The following is a 14958-nucleotide window of genomic DNA, read 5'->3' on the forward strand; positions in this document are numbered from 1 at the left end:
ATTAATAATCGCAATGGAAAGGGATTGTTTTTTTTAAATAGATTTGCCACGATCAAAATGCTTGCTTCAATATGAAAAAAATTCTGGTAATAGGGGCCAGCGGCCAAATAGGTTCTGAGCTTGTCACAAAATTGCGTGAGATGCACGGAGGTGAAAATGTGGTGGCTGCTGATCTTAAAAAACTTAAGAAATACGAAATAGAGGGGCCTTTTGAAAAACTGGATATATTAAAAGAAAAGCGAGTTCTAGATCTGATCAAAAAATACGATATCGATGATGTTTACCATCTCGTAGCTGTTTTATCGGCCAAAGGTGAAGACAATCCAATGTTTGCCTGGAATTTAAATATGAATAGCTTGCTGGAGCTTTTGGAATTTGCGAGGAATGGTATAATAAAGAGAATTTTTTGGCCCAGTTCAATAGCCGTGTTCGGAACGGATACACCAAAAAACAATACACCTCAAAATACAATAATGAATCCTGATACGGTCTACGGCATTACAAAACTGGCCGGGGAACGTTGGTGTGAATACTATTTTAGAAAATTTAATGTGGACGTTAGAAGTCTGCGTTTTCCCGGATTAATAGGTTATAAAAGTTTACCGGGCGGAGGAACTACTGATTATGCAGTGGATATTTTTCACAGGGCATTAAAAGGAGAAACCTTTGAATGTTTTTTACAAAAGGATACCAGACTGCCCATGATGTTTATGCCGGATGCCATTAATTCCATATTAAAAATAATGACGGCGAATCATGAAAATGTGAAAATCCGATCGAGTTATAATCTGGCGGCAATGAGTTTCACACCTGAGGAATTGTATTATGAAATTAAAAAGCATCGACCTGATTTTGAGATTGATTATAAACCCGACTTCAGACAAAAAATTGCTGATTCCTGGCCTGATTCAATCGATGATACTTCCGCGCGTGTCGATTGGGATTGGTCGCATGAATATGATTTGGAAAAAATGAGCTCAATTATTCTGGAAAACCTTCCGAAACATTTCAAATTTTAGTGAATGGCTTCAGCGTTTTTTCCACTCAGATGAAGTATATCATGTCTTAGTTTTTTGAATCCTTCATCAAGGTTTTTGAAATGGGCCTTATTGCGATTATGACCTTCAATATCGAGCATTTCCATTGTTCGAATATCTTCAATTGCCATCTCCGCAAGAAAAGCTTTATGTGATTGAATTGATGTCATTAATTTGTCCAGCAGCCTTCGATGGTGATCGAGATCATTTTGGAATTTACCCTCTTTGAGATTGGGGTTTTTCTGGACCAGTTTGGTGAGAAAAGTTATCTCGGTTTTTAATAGTTCAATTTCGGCTATCCATTCTCTATGGTCCTTGTGGATCTGGTTTAGTTTTCCGGTTATCATGACTTGTTTTATTTTGGTCTAACATTTGATTAAAATTTTGTAAGAGGATTAAGTTAGTTTTTTTCCGACGAATTCGAAAGTTATTTGAATGGAATTTTATTCTTTATCCAATAATTCTCCACAACCCAAATTGGCAGCCTGATCTGCAGTGATTAAAGTTTTATCAAGTTCAAATCCATTTGAATCCAATAGTTTCAATAGGAAAAGATCTATTTCTTCATAATGCTTGAATGCGAGATAATTTTGAATTTCACCTCTTCTACCTATAAGCGGATAGAGCATAAAATATTCCGGATAGATGTTTTCATTTTTCACGGTATTGTAAAAGCCATATCCGTTGACAGTCTCATAGATTAGATGATTGTTTCCAAGTCCATCCTTCCAAATTCTATACCTCAAAGCATTAATGCCTAATTGCTCAAATTCTGCTTTTTCATTTAGTTTCATGAGTTTCCAGCTGAAATCCTGGTTAAATAAAACCAAACTGTCATTAAGGACTGCCAAATCTTTCGCTTGAGCGATTTCTTTATTTTTTGTATTATATAATTTCAACTCAGCATTTAATTGCACTGTAAAAAATGGGAATTTCAAATCCATGAGTTTCAGTGAAGAAGTAAATCTGCACGGAATATAGATGGATTTCTCTGGATGAATCAGCCCGAACCTGTTGTTCTTATAAAGCGCAAGTGCACCTTCAAAATAGTTGGATATGGCATCGAATTCAGGTTTTAATATTTCTTTACCTTCAAAATTGTACAATCCGTATTTAGCCTTTTTGCTGACCCTAATCGCATTGGAATCGAAGACTTTTATTTCATCCCATTCGAGTGGAATAATTGTGTCACCAAGCGCGCTTATCAGTCCAAAATTATTGTCACTGCCTACAACAAAACAAAACGTGTCTACATCATTTATTTTATAAATCTGAGTGTTGATAACATCGTATTGTACAATTGGAAATCTGGCTCTCTTATTATAAATATATACACTGTCTGATATGAAAAACTTTTTATAATAGCTGTTAAAGCTTTCAAATAAATCGACACTCAAGGTATCTGAATAAAAAAAACATTTCCAGAGAGAGTCCGATTTAAAAGAGTAACCACTTTGGTCAAAATAAATTTCTGTTTCGCTTTCGGAAAGCAAGTTGATTTCATTGTCATATAATTTGTATTTCTTTTGATCAAAAGTTTGAATAAAATTTTCCGATTCGGAAACCAGCTTAAAGCTGTAATCAATAAGTGTGTCTAAAACATTATTTAGGAGAAAGGTATTGGCTATAGTGCCTGTAAATAATCTGCCGAATTCGCTGCGGTAGACGGTATCATAAACAAATTTCAATTTTGGTATATCGGGCCAATTCAGAAATTCACTTCCTTTTACAATGGCCCATTTCTTATCTTTTTTTAAAGCGCAGAGCCCTTTTCCAATATCGAAAATTTGATCGTACGCAATCTCCGACAGAAGTTTTCCGTTTTTTGCCGCCAGGGCTTTATTTCCGTCCAATTGGACAGAAATAAATGTGTCGTTCAATACCTCAAAGCCATCGTATAAAGCATTGCAGATTCTAAAACCCGAAACATGTACAAGGCCTTTTTTTAATCCGTTGGAATAAATGTAAATATCATTTTCAAGCTTTTCCAAATCGTGAAAAAGAGGCGGAATCCGGCCTTCTCCCCTGCTGTTGGCCAATCCCCATTTATCCGATTTTGAATAGATGATATAGGGCTGCCTATAAGGATTACATGCAAAATGATTTTTAACTGAGTCGATATCTAATTTAAACAGACTGTCCTGCGTATTTATTAACAAGTAGGACGATTTATCCTTTTGAGGAAACAAAAAGATGGGTTCGATGCTGTCATAGTTTTCTTTTTTATGTCTGATCCAAAGTTTGGCTTCATCTACTTTAAAGGAATTTGGAAAAGCAGTTATAAAATTTTCAAATGAAGATGTCCTGTTATCAAGCGTGTAGAGTTCAAATACTTTTTCTATGGCTTTTTCCTTATAAGGCGAGTGAGGGAATTTTTTTATAAAATTTTCATAGGAGATTTTATGTTGATCGCGGGTATGCGTTTCATATAATAACAACTCATAAATTTCTCTGGCCTCTTCAATTTGTTTTGAGTCGGGGTATTTCTCTATAAAATTTTTATAGGCCAAATAGGTATTTTCCCTTTTGGCTTTATAAAATGCGCATGAATCCCTCAACTCTTTGGCTTTGGTGTAAAATCTTGAAGTTGGAAAATTATTCAGGTAGTCAATAAATGTTTTTTCACTGGCATATTTTTTTGCTTCAAAAAACCCAAGACTGTCAATTTCCTCAATCAAGGTTTTAAAAGGATCAGAATCTTCTGATTTTCGGATGACAAATGATTTTTCCCAGCTTATTGATTTCATCCAAACGGAATCTCCAATATGTGCCCATTTGATTGCAGAATCGAGTTCTCTAAAAGGGCTTCCGTCTTTCTTAAAGTGGAGGACATGAACATATGCCTTCAATGCACCATGTGTGTTGTCTTTTTTTATTTGACTTAAGTGAAAAGAAGCCCGATCAAATTGCCCCTTGTCTATTTTTTTTAATGTCCTTATGTAAGGGTTTAATATCGTGCAGCTGTTTAATGCGAGGATTATCAAAAACGACGATATACATGCCTTTCTATAATTCATTAAAAAATCTAGCTTTATTAAATAGCTTTATATAGAATTTACAAAAATTCCCTATTTTCATTGCCCATTTGATTATTCAATCAAGAAACAAATATGAATGACTTTTATGACCTTTTTTTAATCGGCTTCAACTATTTATATAGCTTAGAAGCACTGCCACATATTGCTTTGATTTTGGCATTTTTTGCCATACTCAAAGTTACGGATTTCAAAAAAGGCTTTATCATACTCTTTAGTTTTTCTACCGGAATCCTGGTAAATATCCTGCTTTTGGGATTTAAAATATTTACGATTGAAAACAATATTTGGTTGGCAATTATTACTGCCTCCACCTTGCTTTTTGCCTTATGGAATTTCGGTCTGAGTCCGGATAAATTTCGTCGGAGAAAATCTAATATGAGCTCTCGATATCTTATAGCTTTCATTCTTGGTCTTATCCACGGTATATACATTTACTTCCTGCAATACGATCTTTTTATCAACGATCCGCTTATTCCGGTTTTTGGATATTGGACGGGCCTTTTTTTATCTCTTTTCCTGATCCTATTTATCAACTTTTTTGTTCTTTGGTTGTTATCTAATCTCCTCAGAGTTAGGGATGAAAGCTGGTTACAGGTAGTAACTGGAATTTCAATAGGATTAGCAATAAGTATTTATTTAACTTTTTAAAATTACAGGAATGAACAAGTCGCAGGCCGTTGTAGAAAAATTAAACATTTTATTGTCAAGTGAAATGCTCTATTACCAAAACGTAAGAGGCTATCACTGGAATATCAAAGGACCACAGTTTTTTGAATTGCACATGAAATTTGAAGAATTGTATAATGAAGCTGCAGCTTTTGCAGATGAAGTAGCTGAAAGAATCTTAATGTTAAAAGGGAAGCCTTTACATACCTATTCCGATTTTCTCAAACATTCCATCGTCAAAGAAACTTCCAATGTTTCCAAGGATTCAGAATGTGTTAAAAATGTAGTTCAACACAGCGAAAAATTACTGGCACTGGTCAATGAAATTCTTGAAATGGCCACTTCAAATGAAGACGAAGGCACCATGAATCTTATGAGCGATCAGGTAAATGTTATCGAAGCCAGATTGTGGATGTTTAGTTCCTGGTTGGCTTAAGATTACAGGTATTGAACCAAAAGAATTTGCACAATACCAATTAAAAAGCCCAGAACGGCACCAACTAATTCGATAAATCTGAATTCTTTTTTGAGAATTGCAAAGAGAAGCTCCTCCAGTTTTTCCGATGAAAATGATGCGACTTTTTCACTGACCATTATTTCAATATTGAGGTCTTGTTCAATTTTATCGACGTAGTTGTTTACGATCATCGGTAAAATAGATTCAATCTCATTGGTAAGCACATTTTTGATTTTTTGAATCGTGTTGTCATTTAAGAACATACTTAGCATGGGGAAATTTTCCTTGAGCTTTGTTTGTAAAAATGTTTCAAGATGTGCTTCTATAGTTTTGTGGATAGTTGCCATTGCTGCGGGATCATCTAAACTTTTTTTGATATCGTCGAAATGGACGAGGTTATTGGCCACCACATTTCCCAATCTTTCAGCTAATACATTTTGCCTTTTCGGAAAAATGCCCTGCAACTTATAGAAACCCAGATCTATTGGGTTTTTAGGATGAAAGAGCATTTTAATAGCCAGAAAATTGGTGAACCATCCAATTAAGGCTGCAATGATTGGTAATAAATAAATACTCATATCACGAAATTCGGGAACCTGGATTTAGTTCGCCTTTTGGAGCAACAAAATATAACTCACCTTTGTCATTTTCTGCCATCAGAATCATTCCCTGGGACTCTATGCCTTTAATTTTTCTCGGTGCAAGGTTGACCAAAATCAGCACGTCCATTCCGATTATTTTTTCCGGTTCAAAATATTCTGCGATGCCCGAAACTACGGTTCTCTGATCTATCCCCGTGTCTACCTTAATTTGAAGTAGTTTTTTAGTTTTCGCTACTTTTTCAGCAGCCAAAATTTTAGCTACGCGGATGTCCATTTTGGTAAAATCTTCAAAACTCACCTCAGGTTTGGAGGCTTCAATATTTACTTCAGATTGATTGTCCATTTTAGTTTGCTCTAGTTTTTGGATTTGTTTTTCGATGGCCTCATCTTCAATTTTTTCGAAAAGGAGTGAAGCTTTGTTGATAGAACTGCCGGATTCAATAAGAGGAAACTTTTTTGAAGAATCCCATTCTTGGAGCTTTAGATTAAGCATTTCGCCAAGTTGGTTAGAACTAAAGGGAAGAAAAGGGGCAGAAAGAATTTTTAATGATGCTGCAATTTGCAGGGAGAGATAGATAATTGTTTTTACCCTTTCCTCATCCGTCTTGATCAATTTCCAGGGTTCATTATCGGCCAGGTATTTATTACCTAGACGCGCAAGATCCATCAATTTGGAAAGGGCATCTCTGAATTTAAATTCTTCAAGTGATTTTTCAATTTCCGATGGGAAATTTTTTAGCCTTGAGATTACCTCTTGATCTCCCGTATTCAAGTCCCCGACATTTGGGACAAGACCATCAAAATATTTATGCGTTAAGACAAGCGTTCTATTTATGAAATTGCCATATATAGCAACTAATTCGCTGTTATTTCTTAGTTGAAATTCCTTCCAGGTAAAATCATTGTCTTTAGTTTCCGGGGCATTGGCCGTTAAAGAATATCTCAATACATCCTGCTTACCGGGAAAATCTTCCAGATATTCATGAAGCCATACCGCCCAATTTCTGGATGTTGAAATTTTCTGTCCTTCCAGATTCAAAAATTCATTGGCAGGTACATTATCGGGGAGAATATAAGAGCCTTCGGCTTTTAAAATAGTAGGGAAAATGATACAATGAAATACAATATTGTCTTTTCCAATGAAATGTATCAATCTGGTCTCCTCATCTTTCCAGTAATCTTCCCAGTTTTTATTGTTGGCTTCAGCCCATTCGCGAGTGGCAGAAATGTAACCGATCGGAGCATCAAACCACACATAAAGAACTTTTCCTTCAGCCCCTTCCAGGGGTACCTGAACACCCCAATCTAAATCCCTGGTCATGGCTCGCGCTTGCAGACCGCCATCCAACCATGACTTGCACTGCCCATACACATTTGATTTCCATTCCTTATGCTCTTCTAAAATCCATTTTTTTAACCAATTTTCGTACTTATCCATTGGAAGAAACCAATGACGCGTTTTTTTCAGTTCGGGTTTTTTTCCGCTTAAAGTAGAAACAGGATTTTTTAAGTCTCTGGGGTTTAAGGAACTTCCACAGTTTTCGCATTGATCTCCATAGGCTTCCGAATAGGAACAAATAGGACAAATCCCTTTAATATAGCGGTCGGCCAGGAACTGTTTGGCTTCACTGTCGTAATACTGCTCAGATTCTGTTTCTTCAAACACCCCTTTTTCATAGAGCGTTTTAAAAAATTCTGCTGCTGTTTCATTATGAACCGGAGAGGATGTTCTTGAATACATGTCAAAGCTTATGCCCAGATCGTCGAGACTCTTTTTAATGATATTGTGATATCTGTCGATTATCATTTTTGGACTGAGTCCTTCTTTTCTGGCGCGCATTGTTATGGCCATTCCGTGTTCATCCGAACCACATATAAAAGCCACATCTCGTTTTTTTAGACGAAGAAATCGCGCATAGATATCTGATGGAATATATACTCCTGCAAGATGGCCAATGTGAATAGGGCCATTGGCATAAGGCAAAGCTGCAGTTATTGTATGACGCTTGAAATTTTTGTTTGACATTTGAGTCATTTTGAGGCTGCAAATTTATAAAGTTTAAAGGCTTTATTGACATCTTTATTTTTTGCACTTGTTTTATTAAGTAAGGGAAATAGAAAAAACGTAATTTGCATAAATGATCGATGATCGAAATACACTTGCTGTTTTACTAAAGCAAATTGGCAAAGCAAAAAATTTTAATGAATTCTCAGATTTTACCTTTAAGCTGTTTGTTTGGCTGGGTGCTAAAGCGGTATATCTGAAAACAGAAGAATTGAATCAGAAATATTTTCTCACTTTTTTTTTAAAAGAAGATTCATCCATTATTAAGAAAAGAGTGAGCATAGGTAATGAAAAAAATTACATCACTGAAATTTACCCGAATTACCAATCTGAAAGAATCAAGGAATTTAATATTAACACAAGCTCTGCGAATGTTCAAAATGTCAATTTAAAGGTTTTCTGGGATCAAAACTTTGATTTAGAGTCTTTTGAAACAGAAATTGAATTGCTGCAACCTGTATTGACTCTTAAAATGGAGCAATTGCAATTAGACTCCAAGGTCAATAAGTACGAGGAAATGCTGGCCAATTCAATGGATGTTCTGATGCTTATCGAGAATAATGAGTTGGAATACATTAGTCCTCAGGCATTCAAATATCTCGGATATAACCTTGAAGAATTACAGGAAGCCGTGAATTCCAAAAGTATTTTTCATCCGGGAGATAAAAAAGAAATTGAAAAAAAAATAAGTCAGGATTTTGAGAAAAAAAGGCAATTCTCAAAACGTGAATACAGGGTCAAACTAAAGGATGGAAATTTCAGATGGATACAATGGGTTGTAAGACGAATATTTAGTGAAAATGGTGATCTCTTAAGGATGATCCTGAACTTCCGGGATGTAACTGAAAAAAAACAAGCCGAAGAAGAAATCGAACATCAAAAGTTGTTCTTACAGGAAATTCTGGATCGTCTTCCTATAGATATTTATCTAAAGGATTTAAATGGAAAATATATTTTCATTAATAAATCAGCGGCGAAAACATTAGGGGCCAGTCCTGAAAAAATATTAGGTAAAAAAGATTTGGAAGTTCTGGATGAGTCAATTGCTTTACGATTTTCAGAAGAAGATCAAAAGGTCTTTGATGGAGAGCACATCCAGGAAATTCGTGAAATAAAAAATAAAAGTATATCACGGACCTATCTTGTAAACAAACAACTTGTAAGAGTTGATAAACGCAAGGTCCTTCTCGGATACTCCGTCGATATTACAGAGCAGAAAGAAAATGAAGCTAAACTTCTGGAAAGCACTGAATTTATCAATAAAAGTATTCAAATCATTCCTGACAGCATTTTCATATTTGACTTGTCAAATTTTTCATATGTATTTACCAATGATAAGATATTTAAAAAGCTAGGTTACAGCGAAAAAGACGTTGGGAAAAACTTAAAAGCATTTATTAAAAAAATAATGCATAATGAGGATGTTAAAGCCTATTTCAAACAGTTAAAAGATATAAGAAAAGGGAAAAAGGATTTATATGAATTAGAATACAGGGTATACGACAAGGATGGAGGCGAACATTGGATGTATTCCAAGAAAACCCCAATGAAAAGAAATTCTAAAGGTGAAATAGAACAATTTGTCGGACTGACATTTGAAATAACCGATCAGAAATCCAAGGAGCAAAATCTTGAAAAAACAAGAGAGAAATTGGAAAAGGCGCTAAATGCCCGTGAGGAATTTCTTTCAATTATCAGTCATGAAATAAGAACGCCTTTGAATGCAATTTTGGGGATAGCAAATTTGCTTGAAAGTTCGATGCCCGAAGATGAAAAAGCTGAAATGTTGAATATCCTTAAAAACAGCGGCGAAAACCTGCTTTTGATGATCAATGATATTCTGGATTTTTCTAAAATCAGGGCAGATCAATTGCAGTTTGATATTTCAACCTTCAATATCGAAGAGGTAATCAATAATATTTGCAAAACCTATGGGCCTCAAATTAAAGAGAAGGGACTCATTTTTGAGCATTCTTACGATGGGAATATCTCCGAATATGTCAAGGGCGATCCATTGCGATTAAACCAAATTCTGAATAATCTCATTTCCAATGCAATCAAATTTACCGATAAGGGTAAAATTGTCTGTAATGTTCGAATTATTCAGGAAGATGTTGCCCGTCAAATTATTGAATTCAATTTGAAAGACACCGGTATAGGAATTCCAAAAAACAAGCAAAAAATAGTATTTAACCCATTCAGCCAAATAAATTCCAAAACAACCAGAAAATACGGAGGTACCGGTTTGGGATTATCTATTACAAAAGAACTTGTGGAACGGCAAGGTGGGGTGTTAAATCTAAAAAGTGAAAAAGGAGAGGGCACGGAGTTTTCAGTAATTATGGCTTTCGCGAAAAGTGTACAGAAAAGAAAATTCAATACTCCTCAAAATAGTGTGGTAAAAACATTTCCCAAAGGGAAATATAAAATCATGTATGTTGAGGATGTTGCTTCCAATCGCTATTTGATGAGGGCTTATTGCAACCGGTTAAATTTAGAACTGACAGAAGCAAAAAGCGGTGAAGAAGCTTTAAAATATGCAGCATCAAAGGAATTTGACTTAATACTTATGGATCTTCAAATGCCAGAGATGGATGGTTTTAAAACTCTTAAGGCATTTAGAAAAGCAGTAAACAATGTTCCTCCTGTTATTGCCATTACTGCTGATGTTTCCAGTAAAATTGCAAAAAATATAAATTCAGCCGGAATGCTTGATTACATTAGCAAACCGATGAATGTTGGCCTACTATATCAGAAATTAAAAAACATCTTAGAGCCTGAAAAAAATATTCATTTGAATTATGATATTCTTCAGCCTAGAACTGGTAAGACTGCGCATCAGAAACTGTTGGAAATTTATGGCGGCAAGGAGGAATATTTAGAATACATCAAGCAGGTGAACGATGAAATTGACCAATGCAAAGATCAAATTATTGATGCCTTGAATAAAAAGGATTTTAAATCTTTTCGCGAAATATGCCATAAACTTACTGGTCCGATAGGTATTTTTGAGCTATACAATCTGGAAGACAAACTGAACGCGATAAAATTTCAGATTACCTATGGAGCGGAAAGTATAAACTTATCAGAAATTAGCAAAAGGGTTACAGAGATCATTGAAAAAAGCAAGCAGCAAATCAATAAGGATCTTACAGAAGTTATTGTAAATTAGGAGTTTAATCTCGATTTAAAAACAAAATAATCCTTTTTGAACCAGGTCTTAAAATCATCTCCCGGATCTTCATTAAACAAACCAAAATAAGAAGAACCACTTCCGCTCATCGCTGCATAATAGGCATTATGATTATACATGACCTGTGATAAGCCTGCCAGCTGTGAGTATTTCTTTTCCAATACCATTTGAAAATCATTCTGAAGCAATTTTTTCCATTCTGTTTTACTTTCTTTCAGCGCAGTTTTCAATTTTTGACTAGGGGTCTTTGGATTTATTAATGAATAAGCAATTGAAGAGGAAATAAATAGTTTTGGAAATACAAGAATCAAGTAGTCACCTTTAAGACTCAATTCTAAAGTTTCAATTTTTTCACCTCTTCCATGCGCGATTGATGGCCTGTTTTTCACAAAGAAAGGACAATCACTGCCTAGATAAGAAGATAAACTCAATAATTCATTTTCGCTAATATTGAGGTTCAGAATTTTATTAATGCTCTGAAGCGTATGTACTGCATCCGAGGAACCACCTCCCAATCCGGCACCATGAGGGATAAGTTTGTGTAAATGAACATGCAAAGCCGGAATTTTATAATTCTCTGCCAATAGTCTTATAGCTTTGTAACACAAATTTTCTTCGGGTTTGCCGTCAATTGCATTTCCGGTAACGATAAGTTTATCCTCATTTGAGGGAACAATTTCGAGAATATCATTTAGAGGTATCGGATAAAGACAAGTTTCAATTTCATGATAGCCATCATCTCTTTTAGATTTAATTTGCAGACCCAGGTTTATCTTTGCATTAGGAAATGATAGCATGACGTGAATTTGGACAAAATTATAAGGAATTTAAATAATTGAGACAGATATATTCAGGCTTTTTAAAACCTCTTTTAGACAAGTTTACAGCATTACTTGTCCTGATTATAATTTCGCCATTAATGTTGACGATTGCGATAGCGCTCTATTTCAAACATGGCGAGGTAATATTCCGCCAGCAAAGACCGGGGTTCAAAGGGGAAACGTTTACCATTTTCAAATTTGCAAGTCTGAATACAGATCATGTGGCCGATTCGGCTTTGCGGAGATTAATCCGTACCACACATTTTAATGAAACACCGCAGTTGTTAAATATCTTAAAAGGAAATATGTCATGGGTAGGGCCAAGGCCATTGCTCCTGGATTATATGCCTTATTATTCGATGAAGCAGAACGAAAGGCATGATGTGAAGCCTGGAATATTTGGTCTGGCGCAATTAAAGGAAACGGAATTAAAATCCTGGGAAGAAAAATTCAAAATGGATTTAGATTATGTCGAAAGACAAAGTTTCAGTCTGGATTCAAAAATACTTATGCTATCAATAAAACAAGCCCTGTCAGGAAAATTATTTGACAGGGCCGATACTTTGAAACGATTCAGTGAGAATTAATTATTGCCATTTTTCAATAATGGCATCCGAAATACCTGTGCTGCTAAAGCCACCGTCGTGAAACAAGTTTTGCATGGTAACCATTCTGGTCAAATCTGAAAACATCATTACACAGTAATTGGCACAATCCTCGGCCGTAGCATTTCCCAATGGTGACATTCTTTTGGCATAATCAATAAAAATATCAAAACCTCCAACTCCTGTGCCCGCGGTAGTTGGTGTAGGAGATTGGGAAATAGTATTGACTCTTACTTTTTTACTTACTCCAAGTCTATAACCATAGCTTCGGGCAATGGATTCCAGAAGGGCTTTTGCCTGCGCCATATCGGAATAGTCCGGAAATACCTTTTGAGCAGCGATATAACTCAGCGCTAACACTGAGCCCCATTCATTCAGCGCATCTTGTTTTTCAGCAACCTGCATAACCTTGTGAAATGACAAAGCAGAAACATCAAGCGTTTTCTGAAACCAGTCGTAATTGAGATCGCCATAAGATTTGTTCTTTCGCACATTTGGACTCATTCCAATTGAGTGCAAAATAAAATCAAGTTTACCACCCAATATTTTCACCGACTCTGAAATCAGATTTTCCAGATCCTCCAGGGAGGTGGCATCTGCTGGAATAATTTGTGCATTGCACTTTTCTGCGAGTTTATTGATCTCACCCATGCGCATAGCGATAGGCGCATTGGTCAAGACAAATTCTGCTCCTTCTTCATGCGCTTTTAATGCGACTTTCCACGCAATGGATTTCTCATCCAAAGCACCGAAAATGATTCCTTTCTTTCCTTTTAATAATTGATGTGACATTATAGTTTTTTATGTTCTAGTAATTCTTTAGCACTTGCAATAGCGGAACTCGAATCCGACTTTCCGCTTATCATTTGTGCAATTTCGATAATTCTTTCTTCTCCTGAAAGTTCTCGTATTTCCGTTGATGTTTTTTGATCGCCGGTTTCTTTAAAGACAACAAAATGCCGATTGCCTTTAGCGGCTATTTGTGGCAAATGCGTGATGGCCAAAACCTGATGTTCAAGTGCTATTTTTTTAAACATCTCACCCATTTGGATTGCTATTTTGCCGGAAATTCCGGTATCGATTTCGTCAAAAATAATTGTAGGTAAAGAAGTCTTATCGGCAATTAAATATTTAATCACCAGCATCAAACGGGACATTTCCCCTCCGGAGGCTGCTTCTTTTAATGGCACCGGTTTTTGACCTTTATTGGCAGAGAAAAGTATATTCACCTGATCGATCCCATCATCGGAAAGAATTTTTTCTGTGATATCAATTTGAATTTGTGCCTCTTCTATTCCCAAATTATTTAGCAAAGCCACCATTTCATTGGCCAATTGATCCTTTACACTTTTTCTTGAATCGGAAAGTACTTTGGCTTTTTCATCGATATCTGATTTGATTTCGGCCAGCGATGATTCCAGATTGGCAATTTCCGTTTCGAGGTTTAATGATTTGCCCAAGTCATTTTCAAGCGCCTTTTGGATTTCCAATAACTCATTGAATTCTTTTACATGATGCTTGTCTTCGAGTCTTTGTATCAAATTAACTCTTTCCCTGAGCTCATTAAGTTTTTCAGCATCGATGTCTACCTGATCCAATAAGTTTTGACTTTCACCAAGAATATCTTTTAGTTCTATCTCCGCACTTTCAAGGCGTTTATACAATTCTTCATAGTCATTGGAATAAGAAGCAATTTTTTGAATCGCCAATATGGCCTCTCTTAAAATTTGCATTGCCCCGGGTTCTGACAAATCCATCAATTGCTGAAAACTTCCTAGCTGCAAATGTATTTGTTCAGCATTTTCAGCTATTTGAAGTTCATTTTCAATTTTATCCTTTTCATCTTGTTCTAAGGATGCTTCATCCAACTCCTTTAAAAGAAATGATTTATAATCTTTTTCTTTTTCGTCTTCTTCCCTGATGGCATTTAGTTGATTTAGTTCTGATTGTACTTTTGAATACTTTTGAAAAGCACTTCTAAATTCATTAAGCTCCTTTTGATTTCCGGCTATGGCATCAATAATGCTTAATTGATATTTTGAATTATTAACAAGGATAGACTCGTGTTGGGAATGGATATCGAGCAATTGCTCACCGAGTTCCTTAACCTTATTCAAATTGGCAGGACTGTCATTGACAAATGCCCGGGATCTGCCTGCAGAATTGATTTCACGGCGTATGATGCATTCATCATAATAATCCCATTCGTTTTCTTTAAAGAAATTTTGAAGCCGGTAGTTCTTAATATTGAACAGCCCCTCAATCACACATTTTTTATCTGCATCGAAAAGGGTTTTGGTGTCTGCTCTTGCGCCCATCAAAAGGTCAATTGCTCCGAGAATAATGGATTTTCCCGCTCCCGTTTCACCGGTAATGACTACCAGACTTGAATCGGGATTTATCTCCAGTTCCTTAATTAATATGTAATTCTTTACCCTTAGGCTATTGAGCATAATTCAAAAAAAATGGAGGGT

12 protein-coding genes are annotated in these 14958 nt (G+C 35.7%); 5 read left to right on the top strand and 7 right to left on the bottom strand.

Annotation, left to right across the window (positions count from 1 at the left end):
* Window positions 1–71 precede the first annotated feature (71 nt).
* Complete coding sequence (locus HZR84_11785) at window positions 72–1019, top strand: NAD-dependent epimerase/dehydratase family protein (GenBank protein ID QNL22593.1); 948 nt, start codon at window positions 72–74, stop codon at window positions 1017–1019.
* On the opposite strand, the gene HZR84_11790 is transcribed toward HZR84_11785, so the two are convergent.
* Together HZR84_11790 and HZR84_11795 are read right to left on the bottom strand one after the other, a co-directional pair.
* Window positions 1016–1384 carry a hypothetical protein gene (locus tag HZR84_11790; GenBank protein QNL22594.1) on the bottom strand — a complete coding sequence of 123 codons (369 nt, stop codon included), beginning with the start codon at window positions 1382–1384 and terminating at the stop codon, window positions 1016–1018. The genes HZR84_11785 and HZR84_11790 overlap by 4 nt on opposite strands.
* A 96-nt stretch (window positions 1385–1480) precedes the next feature.
* Window positions 1481–4021, bottom strand: coding sequence for a WG repeat-containing protein (locus HZR84_11795; GenBank protein ID QNL22595.1), 2541 nt, complete (start codon window positions 4019–4021; stop codon window positions 1481–1483).
* A gap of 126 nt (window positions 4022–4147) precedes the next feature.
* On the opposite strand from HZR84_11795, the gene HZR84_11800 reads away from it, so the two are divergent.
* Window positions 4148–4723, top strand: a complete 576-nt coding sequence (locus tag HZR84_11800) for a HupE/UreJ family protein (protein ID QNL22596.1) — start codon at window positions 4148–4150, stop codon at window positions 4721–4723.
* Window positions 4724–4733: 10 nt separating this feature from the next.
* Complete coding sequence (locus tag HZR84_11805) at window positions 4734–5177, top strand: DNA starvation/stationary phase protection protein (protein ID QNL22597.1); 444 nt, start codon at window positions 4734–4736, stop codon at window positions 5175–5177.
* Between the two features lie 2 nt (window positions 5178–5179).
* Here the strand turns inward: HZR84_11805 and HZR84_11810 are convergent, their stop codons facing one another.
* Window positions 5180–5776 carry a DUF445 family protein gene (locus tag HZR84_11810; protein QNL22598.1) on the bottom strand — a complete coding sequence of 199 codons (597 nt, stop codon included), beginning with the start codon at window positions 5774–5776 and terminating at the stop codon, window positions 5180–5182.
* A gap of 1 nt (window position 5777) precedes the next feature.
* Window positions 5778–7826 carry a methionine--tRNA ligase gene (gene metG / locus HZR84_11815; GenBank protein ID QNL22599.1) on the bottom strand — a complete coding sequence of 683 codons (2049 nt, stop codon included), beginning with the start codon at window positions 7824–7826 and terminating at the stop codon, window positions 5778–5780.
* 112 nt (window positions 7827–7938) lie between these two features.
* On the opposite strand from metG, the gene HZR84_11820 reads away from it, so the two are divergent.
* Window positions 7939–11037 (top strand): PAS domain S-box protein, encoded by a 3099-nt coding sequence (locus HZR84_11820; GenBank protein QNL22600.1) that lies wholly within the window; start codon window positions 7939–7941, stop codon window positions 11035–11037.
* Here the strand turns inward: HZR84_11820 and HZR84_11825 are convergent.
* Window positions 11034–11855, bottom strand: a complete 822-nt coding sequence (locus HZR84_11825; GenBank protein QNL22601.1) for a 4-(cytidine 5'-diphospho)-2-C-methyl-D-erythritol kinase — start codon at window positions 11853–11855, stop codon at window positions 11034–11036. The genes HZR84_11820 and HZR84_11825 overlap by 4 nt on opposite strands.
* 38 nt (window positions 11856–11893) lie before the next feature.
* Here HZR84_11825 and HZR84_11830 point away from each other — a divergent pair, with 38 nt between their 5' ends.
* Entirely contained in the window at window positions 11894–12466 is a 573-nt protein-coding gene (locus HZR84_11830) for a sugar transferase (protein ID QNL22602.1), read from the top strand.
* On the opposite strand, the gene HZR84_11835 is transcribed toward HZR84_11830, so the two are convergent.
* Window positions 12467–13276, bottom strand: coding sequence for an SDR family oxidoreductase (locus HZR84_11835; GenBank protein ID QNL22603.1), 810 nt, complete (start codon window positions 13274–13276; stop codon window positions 12467–12469).
* Entirely contained in the window at window positions 13276–14937 is a 1662-nt protein-coding gene (recN, locus tag HZR84_11840; GenBank protein ID QNL22604.1) for a DNA repair protein RecN, read from the bottom strand. Before recN ends, HZR84_11835 begins: the two co-directional genes overlap by 1 nt.
* Window positions 14938–14958 lie beyond the last annotated feature (21 nt).

Origin of the sequence: Hyphobacterium sp. CCMP332 (assembly GCA_014323545.1) — a bacterium.
Classification (GTDB): Bacteria; Bacteroidota; Bacteroidia; order Cytophagales; family CCMP332; genus CCMP332.